Source organism: Flintibacter porci, from assembly GCF_041925195.1.
In the GTDB taxonomy this organism is placed as follows: domain Bacteria; phylum Bacillota; class Clostridia; order Oscillospirales; family Oscillospiraceae; genus Lawsonibacter; species Lawsonibacter porci.
Genome location: NZ_JBHEVB010000006.1, coordinates 193,409 through 210,609 on the forward strand (window position 1 = coordinate 193,409; position 17,201 = coordinate 210,609).

General features: G+C 53.9%; 14 protein-coding genes and 3 riboswitches. Of the genes, 9 read left to right on the forward strand and 5 right to left on the reverse strand.

The window, feature by feature from the left end; genetic code table 11:
- Positions 1–6 precede the first annotated feature (6 nt).
- Positions 7–759 (reverse strand): threonine/serine exporter family protein, encoded by a 753-nt coding sequence (locus ACEVJL_RS08570; RefSeq protein ID WP_235397255.1) that lies wholly within the window; start codon positions 757–759, stop codon positions 7–9.
- Positions 760–939: 180 nt separating this feature from the next.
- A complete protein-coding gene (secA, locus tag ACEVJL_RS08575; RefSeq protein WP_374737479.1) occupies positions 940–3,696 on the reverse strand; it encodes a preprotein translocase subunit SecA in 2,757 nt (918 codons plus the stop codon).
- Positions 3,697–3,946: 250 nt separating this feature from the next.
- Positions 3,947–4,033: riboswitch (glycine riboswitch) on the forward strand.
- Positions 4,034–4,121: riboswitch (glycine riboswitch) on the forward strand.
- A gap of 103 nt (positions 4,122–4,224) precedes the next feature.
- Between secA and ACEVJL_RS08580 the strand changes: the two genes are divergently transcribed.
- From ACEVJL_RS08580 to ACEVJL_RS08620, 9 genes are all read left to right on the forward strand, one after another.
- The gene (locus ACEVJL_RS08580; RefSeq protein ID WP_302668264.1) at positions 4,225–5,643 is read left to right on the forward strand and encodes an alanine/glycine:cation symporter family protein; all 1,419 of its coding nucleotides are present in this window, start codon (positions 4,225–4,227) and stop codon (positions 5,641–5,643) included.
- A 77-nt stretch (positions 5,644–5,720) separates the two neighbouring features.
- Positions 5,721–5,799: riboswitch (ZMP/ZTP riboswitch) on the forward strand.
- A 68-nt stretch (positions 5,800–5,867) separates the two neighbouring features.
- A complete protein-coding gene (gene pflA / locus ACEVJL_RS08585) occupies positions 5,868–6,596 on the forward strand; it encodes a pyruvate formate-lyase-activating protein (RefSeq protein ID WP_374737480.1) in 729 nt (242 codons plus the stop codon).
- Positions 6,597–6,612: 16 nt separating this feature from the next.
- Positions 6,613–8,856 carry a formate C-acetyltransferase gene (gene pflB / locus ACEVJL_RS08590; protein WP_374737481.1) on the forward strand — a complete coding sequence of 748 codons (2,244 nt, stop codon included), beginning with the start codon at positions 6,613–6,615 and terminating at the stop codon, positions 8,854–8,856.
- 111 nt (positions 8,857–8,967) lie between these two features.
- Positions 8,968–10,602, forward strand: a complete 1,635-nt coding sequence (gene rlmD / locus ACEVJL_RS08595; RefSeq protein WP_374737482.1) for a 23S rRNA (uracil(1939)-C(5))-methyltransferase RlmD — start codon at positions 8,968–8,970, stop codon at positions 10,600–10,602.
- Between the two features lie 21 nt (positions 10,603–10,623).
- Positions 10,624–10,869, forward strand: coding sequence for a DUF6061 family protein (locus tag ACEVJL_RS08600; RefSeq protein WP_374737483.1), 246 nt, complete (start codon positions 10,624–10,626; stop codon positions 10,867–10,869).
- A gap of 168 nt (positions 10,870–11,037) precedes the next feature.
- On the forward strand, positions 11,038–11,655 hold the full coding sequence (locus ACEVJL_RS08605; RefSeq protein WP_374737484.1) for a TetR/AcrR family transcriptional regulator: 618 nt from the start codon (positions 11,038–11,040) through the stop codon (positions 11,653–11,655).
- Positions 11,652–12,539 carry an ABC transporter ATP-binding protein gene (locus ACEVJL_RS08610; RefSeq protein WP_374737485.1) on the forward strand — a complete coding sequence of 296 codons (888 nt, stop codon included), beginning with the start codon at positions 11,652–11,654 and terminating at the stop codon, positions 12,537–12,539. Before ACEVJL_RS08605 ends, ACEVJL_RS08610 begins: the two co-directional genes overlap by 4 nt.
- Before the next feature lie 13 nt (positions 12,540–12,552).
- Positions 12,553–13,347, forward strand: a complete 795-nt coding sequence (locus ACEVJL_RS08615; RefSeq protein WP_374737486.1) for an ABC transporter permease subunit — start codon at positions 12,553–12,555, stop codon at positions 13,345–13,347.
- A gap of 12 nt (positions 13,348–13,359) precedes the next feature.
- Positions 13,360–14,145, forward strand: coding sequence for an ABC transporter permease subunit (locus tag ACEVJL_RS08620; protein WP_008726796.1), 786 nt, complete (start codon positions 13,360–13,362; stop codon positions 14,143–14,145).
- A gap of 123 nt (positions 14,146–14,268) precedes the next feature.
- On the opposite strand, the gene ACEVJL_RS08625 is transcribed toward ACEVJL_RS08620, so the two are convergent.
- The 3 genes from ACEVJL_RS08625 to ACEVJL_RS08635 all read right to left on the reverse strand — a co-directional run bounded on the left by ACEVJL_RS08625 (position 14,269) and on the right by ACEVJL_RS08635 (position 17,177).
- Positions 14,269–15,456: a sigma-70 family RNA polymerase sigma factor gene (locus tag ACEVJL_RS08625; RefSeq protein WP_374737487.1), complete on the reverse strand. Its 1,188-nt coding sequence runs from the start codon at positions 15,454–15,456 to the stop codon at positions 14,269–14,271.
- A 62-nt stretch (positions 15,457–15,518) separates the two neighbouring features.
- On the reverse strand, positions 15,519–16,064 hold the full coding sequence (locus ACEVJL_RS08630) for a P-loop nucleotide/nucleoside kinase family protein (RefSeq protein ID WP_374737488.1): 546 nt from the start codon (positions 16,062–16,064) through the stop codon (positions 15,519–15,521).
- Positions 16,065–17,177, reverse strand: a complete 1,113-nt coding sequence (locus ACEVJL_RS08635) for a DUF6076 domain-containing protein (RefSeq protein WP_374737489.1) — start codon at positions 17,175–17,177, stop codon at positions 16,065–16,067.
- Between the last annotated feature and the right edge of the window lie 24 nt (positions 17,178–17,201).

A 17,201-nucleotide genomic window follows, 5' to 3' on the forward strand; every position in this document is an offset into this window, starting at 1 on the left:
TCCCCCTCACATTCCAATCGCCAGAGAGATCACCACGCCCAGAGAGATGGCCGCAGCAGTCAAGATGGCCTCTGCCGTACGGTTCACACCGGAAATAATATCTCCGGCCATGATCTCCCGCATGGCATTGGTCAGCGCCATACCGGGCACCAGTACCATCAATGTTCCAATGGTAATGGCGTCCACATTCTCTCCCACGCCGATTCTGGTAAGCAGCAGCGCCAACAGTGACGCAATGGCTGCGCCAATGAGAGTCTGGAAAAAGCCGTTAAAGCCCATCTTTCCTCCCAGATACAGCATCCAGAATCCAACACCAAGGCCGCAAATTCCTGCGCTGACCGCATCCAAAACTCCGCCGTTGAAGAAGGCAGCAAAAAATCCAGCGGCCACCACATAGCCCAGCAGAAGCACTGGGGTGGAATATTGCCTCTTATTTTGGCTCAGACCGTCCACCAGCTCCTTGGCCTGCTTTACCGGGGGAACTTCCCGGCACAGGCGGCGGCACAGATCATTGCACCGCTCCAACAGCTCAATGTCGGTTCCATGGGAGGGAATCCGGCGCATCCGGGTGATGGGATGGCCTTGAGGGGTATTTAAACTTACGATCAGGCAATTTGGAATGGCAAACACCTGGGGCTGCAGCCCATAGGCAGTAAGCAGACGGTATACCGACTCTTCCACACGGTAGATTTCCGCACCGCTGAACATCAGCTGATAGCCCAATTCCGTTCCCATATTCAGCAGGTCGTCATACTCCATTCCATCCGCCTCCCTGAAACAGAATACCATGTTTCAGGAAAATAACAAGTCACAATTTTATTACAAAAATTTTCTCCTTTCCCCTTCTTTCTGGAGATTTCGATCTCACATTATAAAAAGACGCGGCGAGAGGAGAAAAGGTTTCCTCTCGCCGCAAAATATTTTTTAATTTTCAGGTTCTTACTTCTGCTCCGGGTGGAACTGGGTGCAGGTGCACTTCTTCCACTTCAGGCCGGAACCGCAGGGACAGGGATCGTTGCGGCCGATCTTGATGGCCTTGCGCTGAGGCTGCTTGCGGACGGTGCCGTCGCTGGCGCCGGACTCGCCGGTGATCTTGGCCACGCGCTCACGCTTGACCTCCTCGTTCTTGCGCAGACGCACCAGGAACAGACGGCGCAGGGTCTCCTCCTGAATGGCGGCCACCATCTGCTCGAACATCTCGTAGCCTTCCTTCTTGTAGGCCACCACGGGATCGGTCTGGGCGTAGGCCCGCAGTCCGATGCCCTGCTTGAGGTCGTTCATGGAGTCGATCTGATCCATCCAGTACTCGTCAACCACCCGCAGCATGAGCACCCGCTCCAGCTCCCGCATGAGGGGAGAGCCGATCTCCTGCTCCTTGGCGGCATAGACCTCCTTGGCACGGTTCTCCACCAGCTCCACCAGCTGCTGCTCGTTGCACTTCTGCAGCTCCTCATCGGTAAGAGCAAGCTCGCCGGGCTGGAGGAACATGGTGTGGAACAGAGCGGTAGCCTCCCGGAAGGACTCGGCATCCATGTGCTTCTGCTCGCCCATATGGCCCTGGATGGCGTTCTCCACCATGGTGTGGATCATATTCTGGATGGAACCCTGCAGGTCCTCGCCATCCAGCACCTGGCGGCGCTGCTTGTAGATGACCTCACGCTGGGTGTTCATAACGTCGTCGTACTGCAGCACGTTCTTACGGGTCTGGAAGTTACGGGACTCCACCTGCTTCTGGGCGTTCTCAATGGCGTTGCTGAGCATCTTCTGCTCAATGGGGGTATCCTCGTCTACGCCCAGCTTCTCCATCATGCCCATGACCCGCTCAGAGCCGAACAGACGCATGATGTCGTCCTCCAGGGACAGGTAGAAGCGGCTCTCGCCGGGGTCGCCCTGACGGCCGGCACGGCCGCGCAGCTGGTTATCGATACGGCGGGACTCGTGGCGCTCGGTGCCCAGGATAAACAGGCCGCCGACCTCACGTACCTTCTCCGCCTCTTCCTTGATCTCGTCCTTATACTTAGCCTCGGCGTCGGCAAACATCTTCCGGGCGTCCAGGATCTCCTGGTTGTCGGTCTCGGCGTAGCCGGTAGCCTCGGCGATGAGTTCGTCGGACATGCCCGCCTTACGCAGGTCGGCCTTGGCCAGATACTCGGCGTTACCGCCCAGCATGATATCGGTACCACGGCCGGCCATGTTGGTGGCCACGGTGACCGCGCCCAGCTTACCGGCCTGGGCCACGATCTCAGCTTCCTTCTCGTGGTTCTTGGCGTTCAGGACGTTGTGCTTGATGCCGCGGCGCTTGAGCATGTCGGACAGCTCCTCCGACTTCTCAATGGACACGGTACCTACCAGAACAGGCTGGCCCTTCTCGTGGCACTCCTCGATCTGGCTGACCACCGCACGCAGCTTACCGGCCTCGGTCTTGTACACCACGTCGTGGTGGTCGACACGCTGCACGGGCTTGTTGGTGGGGATCTCCACGATGTCCAGCTCATAGATAGTGCCGAACTCTTCCTCCTCGGTCATAGCAGTACCGGTCATACCGGAGAGCTTGTCGTAGAGACGGAAGTAGTTCTGGAAGGTGATGGTGGCCAGGGTCTTGGACTCGTTGGCCACTTCCACGTGCTCCTTGGCCTCGATGGCCTGGTGCAGGCCCTCGTTATACCGACGGCCGAACATCAGACGGCCGGTGAACTCGTCCACGATGATGACCTGTCCGTCCTTCACCACGTAGTCGATGTCCCGCTTCATCACGCCCCGGGCCTTGATGGCCTGGTTGATGTGGTGGGACAGGGTGGTATTCTCGGGGTCGGCCAGGTTCTCAATGTTGAAGGCTTCCTCGGCCTTCTTGATGCCCCGGGCGGTGAGGGTAGCGGTGCGGGCCTTCTCGTCCACGATATAGTCCGCATCGATATTGACATCCTCTTCCTCCTTGTCATCCACCTTGGCAATGCGCTGGCAGGTGAGCTTGGAGACAAACTGGTCCACCACGGTGTAGAGCTGGGTGGACTTCTCGCCCTGGCCGGAGATGATTAGAGGGGTACGGGCCTCGTCGATGAGGATGGAGTCCACCTCGTCCACGATGGCAAAGTAGTGGCCACGCTGTACCAGCTCCTGGGAGTAGATGGCCATGTTATCACGCAGATAGTCAAAGCCAAACTCGTTGTTGGTACCGTAGGTGATGTCGGCGTCGTAGGCCGCCTTCTTATCCTGGCCCATGACTCCGTGGATGACCAGACCCACGGTCAGACCCATGAAGCGGTAGACCTTACCCATCCACTCGCTGTCGCGCTTGGCCAGGTAATCGTTGACGGTGACGATGTGCACGCCCTTGCCGGCTAGTGCGTTGAGGTAGGCAGGCAGGGTAGCCACCAGGGTCTTACCTTCACCGGTCTTCATCTCAGCGATACGGCCCTGGTGCAGGATGATACCACCGATGAGCTGTACCCGGTAGGGACGCATGCCCAGCACACGCCAGGCGGCCTCACGGCAGGCGGCAAAGGCCTCAGGCAGGATATCGTCCAGGGTCTCGCCGTCCTTCAGACGCTGCTGGAACTCCGGGGTCTTGGCCTGGAGTTGCTGGTCGCTGAGCGCTTTGTACTCATCCTCCAGGGCCTCGATCTTCTCCACCAGCGGCATAATCGCCTTGACCTCCCGCTGAGAACTGGTGCCGAAAATTTTCTTCAGGAAACTCATATTCGATCACACCTCGTTGTTGTTACTCGTAAAATCGCTCCGCCCGGGAAAGCCATCCGGGCATATTATCGTCTCAGTATACCACAAGCCTTCGGCGGAAAAAAGAGCAAATTGTAAACTTTCCCTCACAGAATCTCCAATTTCTTTCTATCCCGCCCTCAAATATCCACCACATGCACATAAATGTACGCCAGGGGTTGACAGTTTGTAGCACCTGTGGTATGGTTAGATTCACAATTGAACAGGACAAACGAAGCGCCCAGGAAAATGGCCGTCGGCCTGCCGAAGGAGTAACACTCTCAGGTGTCCCTGTTGGGACGAGGACTGTGCGTGGATGTGACTCTGGAGAAGCTCGACCACGAGTGCCGAAGGTGCAAAGCGGGAATTCCCGCCAATCTCTCAGGCAAAAGGACAGAGACGAACAAACCGCCCCGCCGTTTTTTCGGCGTGGGTCTGTTTTCGCCCCATCATAGACCGTGGAAGCTTCCACGGTCTTTTTTGTTCTGGATATTTTAGGGGGAGAAAACGATGTCTGAAGCACTGCAATCCTTAGAGGCCGCACTTTATCCTATCGTGGTCAATATCAACACCTACCTGTCCAGCTATATTCTGGTCTTCCTGCTCATCGGCGTGGGTCTTTTCTATTCCATCCGAACCCGCTTTGTTCAGGTACGCTGCTTCGGCGAGGGCATGAAGAAGGTATTCGGAAATGTGTCTTTGCGTGGCGGACGGCAGGAGCAGGGTATGAGTTCCTTCCAGGCTCTGGCCACCGCCATCGCCGCCCAGGTGGGCACCGGCAACATCGTAGGCGGCTCCGGCGCTATTCTGGCCGGCGGCCCCGGCGCCATCTTCTGGATGTGGATCATTGCCTTCTTCGGCATGGCCACCATCTATGCAGAGGCTACTCTGGCCATCAAGACCCGCATCACCGACGAGAAGGGCGACTTCCACGGCGGCCCCGTCTACTACATCACCACCGCTTTTAAGGGCGCTTTCGGCAAGTTCCTGGCCGCTTTCTTTGCGGTAGCCATCATTCTGGCCCTGGGCTTTATGGGCTGTATGGTTCAGTCCAACTCCATCGGCTCTACCTTCCAGACCGCCTTCGGCGTGCCCTCCTGGATCGTGGGCGTGGTGCTGGTTATCATCTGCGGCTTCATCTTTGTGGGCGGCGTGCAGCGTCTGGCCGCTGTCACCGAGAAGATCGTCCCTATCATGGCCGCTATCTTCCTGCTGGGCGCGCTGGCCGTACTGGTCATCCGCATTCAGTATATCCCCGCCACCTTCGCTATGATCTTCCAGTATGCCTTTGAGCCCCAGGCCATCATCGGCGGCGGCTTCGGTTACGCATTGAAGGAAGCCATCAGCCAGGGTGCCAAGCGCGGCCTCTTTTCCAACGAGGCCGGCATGGGTTCCACCCCCCACGCTCACGCTCAGGCCAACGTGAAGGATCCCCACGACCAGGGCGTGGTAGCCATGGTCAGCGTGTTCATCGACACCTTTATCGTGCTGACCCTCAATGCTCTGGTGGTCATCTCCACTCTGTACACCCCCGGCGGCATTCTGGCCCAGGGCTACACCGAGGAGGTTTCCCAGGTCATCAACAAGACCAACCTGGCCCAGACCGCCTTTGGTACCGTGTTCGGTACCCAGGCCGGCGCCATGTTCGTGGCCGTTTGTCTGTTCTTCTTCGCCTTCTCTACGGTGCTGAGCTGGAACATGTTCGGCAAGATCAACATCATCTACCTCTTCGGCAAGAAGGCCGCTCCCGTCTATTCCGTCATCGCTCTGGTGTTTATCTTCCTGGGCACCCTCATGTCCAATGACCTGGTGTGGGAGCTCACCGACATGTTCAACAACCTCATGGTCATCCCCAACGCCATCGCCCTGTTTGCCTTGTCGGGCGTGGTGGTAAAGATTTGTCACATGAGCAAAAAGGCTTCCAAATAATTTTGTGCAGTTTATATGAAAACACGAAAAAGACCGCCGTCCCCTTGACAGGGTCGGCGGTCTTTTGTTATCCTAAGGGCGGATCATATGACTGACGGAAGTGGAGAGACCACAGGGAGTATGATCGTCATGATGCCGACCGTCTGGGCGCCGAAAAGTGGCCCGGAAGGGCGGCTTTTTTGCGCCTTTTTTTGCCTATTCAGGGCGGAAAGGAAGTATTTTTCATGACCGGATTCATTCATTCGCTGGAGAGTATGGGACTGGTGGACGGCCCCGGTGTACGGGCCGTGGTCTTTCTTCAGGGCTGCCCTCTCCGCTGCCTCTACTGCCACAATCCGGACACTCAAACCTTCTCCGGCGGACAGGAGACTACGCCCGAGGCCCTGGTCAAACGGCTGCTCCGCTTCCGGCCTTATTTTGAATCTTCCGGCGGAGGCGTTACCTTCTCCGGCGGCGAGCCCCTCGGACAGCCCGACTTTCTACTGGCGTGTCTGAAGCTGCTCAAAGCAGAGGGGGTCCACACCTGCATCGACACCTCCGGCGTAGGCCGAGGTGACTACGAGGGCATTCTCAAACACACCGACCTGGTGCTCTACGACGTAAAGCACCATCAAAGAGAGGGCTACCGGAAGATCACCGGTCTGGAGATGGACCCCACCCTGGCCTTTGTGGAGGCAGTACGGAAGGCAAACGTCCCCATGTGGGTGCGCCACGTGGTGGTCCCCGGCCTCACCGACCGTCCGGAGCATTTGACTTCCCTAAGCGAATACATCGCCACCCTGCCCCGGGTGGAGAAGGTGGAACTTCTCCCCTACCACACCCTGGGCGTTCACAAGTATCAAACGCTTGGCATCCCCTATCCGTTGGAAGGGGTGCCGCCGATGAACAAGACAACACTGGAACCTTGGAACCGGCAGCTCAATGAAGCCTGCTGCCGGAACACAGACAACTAAGAAAGGAATGGGAGCTATGAGCATCGACGTCAACTGCACCGCTTGGAAAGGATTTCGCACCGGCGAGTGGCGCCACCTGGTGAATGTGCGCAACTTCATTCAGAAAAACTACACCCCCTATCAGGGAGGGGACGACTTCCTGGCCCCCATCTCCCCCAAGACCGCCAAGGTCTGGGAGAAGGCAGAGTCCCTCATTCTGGAGGAGATCAAAAAGGGCATCATCGACGTGGAGACCCACGCTGTCTCCGGCATCGACAACTTTGCCCCCGGCTACATTGACAAGGACAACGAGGTGGTCGTGGGCCTTCAGACCGACGCCCCCCTCAAGCGCATCGTCAACCCCTTCGGCGGCATCCGCAACGCCGTCTCCGCCTTGGAGCAGTACGGCTACCAGCTGGACCCGGAGATCGAGCGCCACTTCCGCCTCTACCGCAAGACCCACAACGAAGGCGTCTTTGACGCCTATCCCAAGCGTACCCGGGACGCCCGCCACGCCGGTCTGCTCACCGGCCTGCCCGACGCCTATGGCCGCGGCCGCATCGTGGGCGACTACCGCCGCGTCCCCCTGTACGGCACCGACTTCCTTATTGAAGAGAAGCAGAAGGATCTGGACATGCTGGACGGCCCCATGACCGACGAGCGCATCCGCCTGCGGGAAGAGGTCCAGATGCAGATCCGCGCTCTGAAGGAGATGGCCTCCATGGCCGCCAAGTACGGCTGCGACATCACCCGCCCCGCCGAAAACGCCCATGAGGCGGTGCAGAATCTGTACATGGCCTACCTGGCCGGTATCAAGGAAAATAACGGCGCTGCCACCTCCCTGGGCCGTGTGTCCACCTTCCTGGATATCTACATCCAGCGTGACCTGGACAACGGCCTGCTGGACGAGCAGGGCGCCCAGGAGCTCATCGACCAGTTTGTCATCAAGTTGCGCCTGGTGCGTCACCTGCGCACCCCCGAGTATAACGAGCTCTTCGGCGGCGACCCCACCTGGGTCACCGAGTCCATCGGCGGCATGGGCATTGACGGCCGCACCCTAGTCACCAAGAACTCCTTCCGGATGCTCCACACTCTCACCAACCTGGGCACTGCCCCCGAGCCCAACCTCACCGTCCTCTGGAGCAAGGACCTGCCTCAGGGCTTTAAGGACTACTGCTCCAAGATGAGTATTGCCACCGACTCCATCCAGTACGAGAGCGACGAGCTGATGCGCCCCATGTACGGCGACGACTACTGCATCGCCTGCTGTGTGTCCGCCATGGCGGTGGGCAAGCAGATGCAGTTCTTCGGCGCCCGGGCCAACCTGGCCAAGAGCCTGCTGTACGCCATCAACGGCGGCGTGGATGAGAAAAAAGGCGGCGTTATCGTCCCCGGCATCGAGCACGACATGGACGAGGTGCTGGACTACCCCAAGGTGCTGGCCAATTATAAAAAGGTACTGGCCTATGTGGCTGAGCTCTACGTGGACACCATTAACATCATCCACTATATGCACGACAAGTACGCCTATGAGAGCAGCCAGATGGCCCTCCACGACACCCTGGTGGAGCGGCTGGCCGCCTTCGGCGTGGCCGGCCTGTCCATCGCCGCCGACTCCCTGTCCGCCATTAAGTTTGCCAAGGTGCGCCCCATCCGCAACGAGCAGGGCGTAGCCGTGGACTTCACCATTGAAGGTGACTTCCCCAAGTACGGCAACGACGACGACCGGGTGGATGACATCGCCGTGGAGATCGTCTCCTACTTCTCCGCCGAGCTGAAAAAGCACCCCCTGTACCGCAATGCCATCCACACCCTCTCCGCCCTCACCATCACTTCCAACGTGATGTACGGCAAGAAGACCGGCGCCACCCCCGACGGCCGCAAGGCGGGTGAGCCCTTTGCCCCCGGCGCCAACCCCATGCACGGCCGTGACATGAACGGCGCTCTGGCCTCCCTCAACTCGGTGGCCAAGATCCCCTACCGTGCTGTGTGTCAGGACGGCGTGTCCAACACCTTCTCCATCGTCCCCGAGGCCCTGGGCAAGGACGAGGACCAGCGCCGAGCCAATCTGGTGGCTATTCTAGACGGCTACTTTGTCCAGGGAGCCCACCACCTGAACGTGAACGTCCTGCACCGGGAAACTCTGCTGGACGCCATGGATCACCCCGAGAAGTATCCCAGCCTCACCATCCGTGTCTCCGGCTATGCGGTGAACTTCAACCGCCTCAGCCGGGAGCAGCAGCTGGAGGTCATCCAGCGCACCTTCCACAGCGCCATGTGATTTTTCCACACCTTCTGCCCCGCCGGTGCAAAACCGGCGGGGTTTTTTATCTTTACGCAGCGGGGGCAGACATGGTATGATGGGGGAAAACAAACATGTGGGAGGCGCCTCATGGCCGACTGGAAGAAAAATTCACTGCATGATCTGCACATCGACAGCTACACCGCCCAAGGCTTCGGTGTGGCCCGGCTGGATGGCCGGGTGGTCTTTATTCCCGGCACCATCCGGGGAGAGGACTGGAAGGTTCAGCTATTAAAGGTACAAAAGAACATCGCCTGGGGCCGTGGCGTGGAGCTGCTCACCCCCTCTCCCGCTCGTGTGGAGCCCGACTGCCCCATCAGCGGCAAGTGCGGCGGCTGCCAATACCGTCACATGACCTACGAGGAGGAGCTGACGGCCAAGCGGGACCGGGTCAATGACGCTCTGCGGCGGCTGGGCGGCCTGGATTTGGAGCTGCCTCCGGTGCTTGGGGCGGAAGATCCCCTGCGCTACCGCAACAAGGTGCAGCTGCCCGTGGCCCAGGGAAAGCAGGGCCTGTCCATCGGCTACTTCCGTCCCCGGAGCCATGACGTGCTGGATGTGGAGGACTGCCCTCTCCAGCCTCTGGCGGTGACCCGGCTGCGCGAGGCCTTCAAGGACTGGATGGAACAGTGGTCGGTGCCTGCCTATGACGAGAGTACCTGTCAGGGACTGATCCGTCACCTCTATGTGCGCACCAACCAGGCAGGACAATCTTTGTGCTGTGTGGTTGCCAACGGGAAAAAGCTGCCCCAGGTTTCCGAATTGGTAGAGGCTCTGTGCAAAGCGGAACCGGGACTCATCGGTCTGGTTCTCAACATCAATCAGGCGGATACCAACGTAATTTTAGGTCCTGAGTACCGCACTTTGTGGGGCCAGGATTTTCTGGAGGAGACCCTGTGCGGTATGACCTTCCGGCTGTCTGTCCCCTCCTTTTTCCAGATCAACTGGGCTCAGACCCAGCGGCTCTATGCCCAGGCGGTGGATTTTGCCTCCCTCACTGGACAAGAGACCGTGCTGGACCTGTACTGCGGCATCGGCACCATCTCTCTGGCTTTGGCCCAGAAGGCGGGGCAGGTCATTGGCGCCGAGATCGTCCCCCAGGCCATTGAGGACGCTAAGGCCAATGCTGCACGCAACAAGGTGAATAATACCCGTTTCTTCTGCGGCGACGCGGGATCAGTGGCCGCTCAGCTTGCCCGGGAGGGTGTGCGTCCCCAAGTCATCTGCGTGGACCCACCCCGGAAGGGATTAGCACCGGAGGTACCCGCCATTCTGGCCTCCATGGCCCCGGAACGTATCGTCTATGTCTCCTGCGACCCGGCCACTCTGGCCCGGGACGCCAAGCGTCTGGAGGAGCTGGGCTACTGGGCAGTCAAGGTCCAGGCCGTGGACCTCTTCCCCCGCACCGCTCACGTGGAAACGGTTGTCTTGCTTTCCAAGGGTGAGATCGACTCGAAAAAGGTTCGGGTTGAGTTCTCTTTGGAAGATATGGATATGTCTGATTTTCAAGATAAGGCAACCTACACACAGATTAAAGACTATGTGTTGGAGCATACCGGACTAAAGGTATCTAACCTGTATATCTCTCAAATCAAGAGAAAGTGCGGGTTGGAGGTCGGAAAGAACTACAATCTGCCGAAAGCGGAGGATTCCAGACAGCCCCAGTGTCCGCCTGAAAAAGAGAACGCAATCCGAGAAGCAATGAAATATTTTGGGATGATTTAATCCCGTATTTTGGAGGTTCTTATGGATAAGGTGATTTCTTGTGAGTTCAATATGGATACCGCCTGTGTGGAGCTTCGCTTCGCTGACGGCAGCATGATTTCCATTGACTGCACCGCTGTGGAGAACGAGGTAGCAGACAATATGTATCAGAGATCAGAGCTTGACTATCTGATTTACAATGATCCGGCAGCCTATGCAGATTTAATCCTCAACGGCAATGCGGAAACCTACTTGAAAACCGTAACAGAATATAAACCTTTGGATTGATTGCCAAAGATAAAGCAAGCCGCCTGTGCGGGCATGAGAAATGCTCGTACAGGCGGTTTTTTGGGTAGTGGATGTTGGCATAGAATTAGATTTTTAATTACTTGACCGAATCGGTTATCGGTGCTATACTATGAATAACCGAATCGGTCACTTGAAAGGAGAAATTAAATGGACAAATTTTTTGCACTAAGCGAGGAAAAGCAAATTACCATCATCAATGCGGCACTCCAGTGCTTTGGTAAGTTTGGATATGATAAGGCTTCTGTCAACGATATTGCTGTAACGGCGCATATTTCAAAGGCATCCGTATTTCAGTACTTTGGCAACAAAAAACAACTGTATACCTACCTGTTGGAATATTGTATGAAAATCATTATGCCTTCGTTTGACCAAACGATACTTGATTCAGAAACCGATCTGTTTAACCGCATTCTGGTTTCCAGCAAGATGAAAATGGCCGCAATGAAAACACACCCGTTTATTACTCAATTTATAGCAAGTGTTTGGGAAGAAGCTTCTCCTGAAGTCAATGACCTACTTGCTTCATTGAAGATGGAAGCAGGGAATTTCAGAAATGAAATGGTTTTACGAGAGGATGATTCCTTAAAGTTCAAAAATCCCGAAGATGCTCAACCTGTTTACAATATGCTTTTAGTGATGGCGGAGGGGTATGCAGCCCGTTATCGTAACGTAGCCGTTTTTGATTTTGAAACAGTTATGAATGAATTTGAAAAAACCATTTCAATTCTAAAAAACAATTTCTATAAGGAGGAATATTTAAAATGAGTGAATACGCTATTGTCTTGAACCAACTGACCAAGCACTATGGGAAACACAGAGGTATCAGCAACCTCAATCTCACAGTTAATCAGGGCGAGTTCTTTGGCTTCATTGGCCCAAACGGTGCGGGTAAGTCCACCACCATCCGCACTCTGATGGGTCTGATCCGTCCCAGCGGTGGCAACGCTTCTATTTTCGGTTTAGACTGCCAGAGTCAGGCAAGTGTCATTGCCAGAGATGTGGGCTACCTCCCCAGCGAGAACAGCTATTATGAAAACATGAAGGTGCGGGAACTACTGCAATACACCGCCGACCTGTACGCCATGAACTGTGAAACGAAAATGTATGAGCTTTCCGAACGGCTCAATTTGGATTTGTCCCGGAAGATTGCAGACCTGTCTCTGGGCAACAAGAAAAAGGTGGGCATCGTGTCTGCCATTATGACTTCCCCTAAGCTGCTGATTATGGATGAACCTACCAGCGGCTTAGACCCGCTGATCCAGCAGGCATTCTATGATATTCTGAAGGAGGAGAACAACCGGGGCACCACCATTTTCTTCTCCTCCCATGTACTCAGCGAGGTACAGAAGCTGTGTGACCGGGTGGCAATCTTAAAAGAGGGTAAGCTCATGAGCATCCAGTCTATCAGAGAGCTGCGGGAAAGCGGTTATAAAAAGGTCAGCCTTACCACCAAAACACCGATTTCCAGTGATTTCTGGGAGCTGCCTGGTATTGCGAATTTCGCTGAGACCCCGGACAAGACCTCTGTTTCCTTTATGTATAACGGCAATATCACAGCAATCATTGATAAACTTCACCTGCTGCATTTGGACGATGTGCTTTTGGAAGAGCCCTCTTTGGAGGAAATCTTCATGCACTACTATGAGTAAGGAGGTGTCAGGTATGGTCATTTTGAAATATGAACTGAAACGGCATCGAACCTATATCCTGGGCTGGGCCATTGCCTTGGCTGTGTGTATCTTTTTGATGACACCGACTTATTACAGCTTCCTGGATGTTGCCTCCGTGGAACTCTTTGAAACCATGGGCACCACGGACTTTTACAGGAGTGTCGGCGTATCGATGGAATACTTGACTTCCCCGTTGGGCATTTATGGGTTTCTGACCAGCTTTTTTATGATTGCCTCCGGCGTTTTCGGAATGCACTTCGGCATTTCTGTTCACACCAGAGAATGTACGGAAGGAACTTCGGAATACCTGTTTACAAAGCCCTTTCCTCGGAAAACAATCTATTGGGCAAAGGCATTGACTGTATTGATCGGAGTGGTGGTCGTAGGTGCTGCGTATCTGCTGGCTTCTTTTTTGGCCATGGCAATGTTTCGTTCCGGAACTCCATGGGGAGAGTTTTTCCTGATTGCCCTGTCCCTGACCCTTGTTACGCTGTTCTTCGCTGCAATGGGTCTGATGGTGGGAATTTTGTTTTCCCGCAACCGCAGCCCGCTGCTGACTGCCGGATTAGTCGTGTTTGTGGAGTATTGCATAACAAGCTTCTCCAACATCATCAGTAACCGGGCTATCAGTTTCCTGTCCCCATACTCCTTCTTTGGAGCTGCAAAAATTTCCGAAACTGGCTTCTATGATATGACCTATCTTGGCTGGGGCGTGCTGCTGGTTACCTTGTTTTTGGTGCTGTCTTACGGTGTCTTTCTGAAAAAAGACATTCAGTTTCGTTCATAAGGGGGTGCAAACATGAAAACATTGATTAAAAATGAGTTCCGCCAAACCAGAAGGCTCTTGTTGATCTGGTTGGGGATCATGCTGCTTCTGTGCGGTTTCTGCTATTTTGAGCTTCTGTCTCTACAGGACAGTCTGAATGAAATGGCAACGATGGTCAGCCAATTTCCGAGACTGATCATGATTATGTTTGGGGTCAAAGGCGATTTAACCACATCCCTTGGCTGGTATGTGTGCATCTATTTCTGGGAAGGATTGCTGGCGTTCCCTTATGCCATGTCGCTGGGGTTGTCCTGTGTGGCGAAGGAAAAGAAGTTCGGAACCTCGGAATACCTGTTCACAAAGCCTGTGGAGCGGAAAACCATTGTACTGGCGAAGGTGATCGTTTCAGCGGTGAATCTACTGGTGTTCGCCCTGTTCAGCGGTTTATGTAATTATTTTACAATCGTTCTTCCTTTGGGCGGTCTGGAACAGCCGGGAGCAGTGCTCACCACAACCATGGGAATGTTCTTTACCCAGTTCCTCTTTTTCGCTCTGGGGCTGCTGTTTGCCAGCCTGTTTATGTCCTATAAGGCTGCGGTGAGGACAGGTACGATTTCCATGCTGGCTGCCTATGCCCTGGCCTTTACAGCCGAATACACAGAAAATCAAATTTTGGATTACCTGACCCCTCTGCGCTACTACGATGTGTATGAGGTGGCACTGCACGGATTCCGACTTTCCTTTATCGTTTTGACATTCGCTGTTGTGGGTGCTTGTATCGTTGCTGCATTGAATCAGTGGAAGCGGCGTGAATTGTAAGCCTATGTTCAAATCTTCAGTATAACTGTCTCAAGTCTACATAAAAAAGCAATTCCTGTTTTCATGGGGGAATTGCTTTTTTTCGAGCTTTTTTCTTCTTATGGAGGTAAACTTTACTCGCCTTTATTCACACATTTCAAAAGCGAACATCGTTTCTTTTGGCAACTTTTCATTTTCACAATTCAAGAGATACCGGATTGCCTGTTGTGCAAACACATTGAAAATCATGGTATCCCAATCGGCAAGCCGGACAATCGACCCTGTGCCGTTTTCAAAATCGAATACAATTTCTCCCCATTCGCCATCGCAGTCTGCCTGATATTCGTAGACTGCGGTGGCGATTTTCTTTTTTCGCTTGATTTTTGACTTCTGTTTCAGCCGGACTGCATGGACACCGCCGTTTTCCACCAGCAACAGGGTCAGATGTTCCGCTGCCTTTCGGTAGGCTCGCTCTGCACCGCTGGTGGAGCTGCCCTCGAACATGACAGCAAGTTCTTCAAATGTAGGACGGTCTTTCCAAGAACCCACACGCCCACAGGTCATGCAGATGGCAAGCCGCTTTTCCAGCAAGGTCTGTTCCCGGTAGTTCAGCTTTTCAAATGCTTTCCGCACCTTTTCAGCCTGTATACCATCCCATAAAATGTCTGCATAGTTCCAGCTGTCATCACGGGTCACATCCTCGCCTGTTTCCTCGCCGTCCTCGTCCTGCTCGGTCACGAAGAATGGCTGCTGATTGCGGATACCACGGACAACCTTCAAATATTCCTCCGCCAGCGCAAGATCGCAGTCATATTTCTTTGCAAATTCACCGATGGCATCTCTCGTGTTGTGGTAAAGCCATGCCATGGTACGGAGCATCTTATAGCTGGTCAGCGAGGACACCGACCATTGTTCTTCGCCCATACGGAAACGGAGCATGGCATCCCGTATGAAAGGGTAAATGTAGGTGACATATTCAGCCCCCTTTTTGGGGTCATAGTCTGGCAGCTTCTGGAGCATAGCTTCCCGACAGGAGAGCTTTATATCCAAAAAACGCTCCGGGTCATACTGATCGCTTCCATCCGTGCAAAGAAATGACCGGATGCGCTTGTTGAGCTGCTGCTCATAGTGGTGCAGGAAAAACGAAAAGTATTTCAGATTCTTTTCCCGGAGGGCAGAGAGAATGTAATCATTGATATTCTCTGCCTTTGGTGGCTCCGGTTCCAGTTGGAAGATGCGCTCTGCCATATATCTTGTAATGCCGCCGTCGGGCGTACTGGGAACAGATTTGGGATTGTATCCGGTCATGTCCCATGAATATTCTCTCAGCATAGCAGCGCACCTCCCTTCGGCTTGGTTGATTGTATCTTATCTCTTAAACAAACTGTGATTATTTAAGATAGTAGCGCCGTACCGCTTGCGACTTTTTCTTTTACTGCGGAGACAGTATCTTTAAGTGAGTGTGTAGTTGTATCTATAACATTTGATTCATAGATTCCTAAATTGGAAAATTGTTCCCACATTGTTTCCACTAATTCCATATTTGTTTCTCTGTCTAACTTTGAGCGTTCGATAGCACGCTTCATAGTTTCTTCTTTACTCGCTCTCAAAACGATATAGTGTACTTCATAATGCTCTTGAACAATGTTAAGCCACGGTTCTAAAAACCATGTTCCTATGATACCATCTACAATTACATCGTATCCACCTCTGACGTATCGTTTTGCTGCTTCCAAAAATGCTTCTATTACAATCAAATTTTGATCATTTGACTCTGGCAAATATGGTGGTATTGCGCCCTTGCTCAAATAATGATAAAAGTCATCTGTGTGCATATGCACAGATTTTTCCAAATCTGATTCCTTTGCAACAACAGATGCCGTTGTTGTCTTTCCTGTTCCCGGTGAACCTGTGATTACAATAATTCTTCCTTGATTCATCTATACTTTACCCCCACAAATTTCAATTTCCCTTTGCAAAGCATCCTGTTCCATTTCCTTTTCATAATCCCCACGGGCATAGGCAACATCGCTGATTGCCCGGAGCATCTTATCCTTTGCCAGCTTTTTCATCGCCTTGGCAAGTTCCTCATCCAGCGTACCTCGCTTGATATATCGGTTTATGGTATTCAGCCGGGTTACATATACCTGTTTTATTGGGTGATCGTCCGCAAGTTCTCGCTGCGTTCTGCCTTTCAGATTGCCAATCTGCCGACAGGTGCGGTGCAGCTTGTCCCCCGGTGCATAGCCGCCGCAGTATTTTGTATGCCTTGCGTTGGTGGTCAGGAACCATTTGCCGCAGATACGGCATTTCTTTGGAGCGTGACCGACACACAGCCCCTCAAACAAATCCGTACGGAACATCCCTACAAAAGTCAGGAAGTGCATCCGCTTGACCAGCATCGGCACATCATAGCCGGGACGGAGTGCAGAAACATACTGGATAGAATTATTGGATGCAGCCATCCAGGCATTGCCCTCCGTAATGGAGAACTCCGGCGGGAAATAGGTGCCAAACAGCTTTGCAAATCCTTCTGCTGTACGGTTTGCTTCATTGCCATCTGTTTTTTCAGCAAAATCGAGCATAGCCTTTTGATATTCTCCAAGAGAGTACGCCAGATGCCCGAAAACTGCCGTGTAACGTTGAAGCAGCATTGCATCCGCATACATCGGGACTTCCTCAAATGGCAGTGAATTTGTCGCTGCCTTGATTGCGAACTCTACATATTTTTGTGCGTTCTCCGCTGTAAAGACCGTCTGAATCCGTTCCCGGTGCTTTGGAATGTCCATATAGGAAAACGGAGGGGTAACGCTGAGAATATCAAGCATTGTCAGCGCAGCTTCCCTTACCATGGGAAACAATGCAGAAGCATCCTGAGCGGCGTTCAGCTGTCCCAGCAGCAGATTGATTTTGTCGCACTGCTCGCTCATCCGGGCAAGGGTATCAGCGGATACATTCAGCGCATCACAGGCAAGTGTGCCGATGGGCAGCGTTTTATCCTCATATATGACCGTGTCCTGCCAGAAGTCCAGCGTCATCAATTCCTGATTCATATTCGTCCTCCTGTCCTGTTTTCC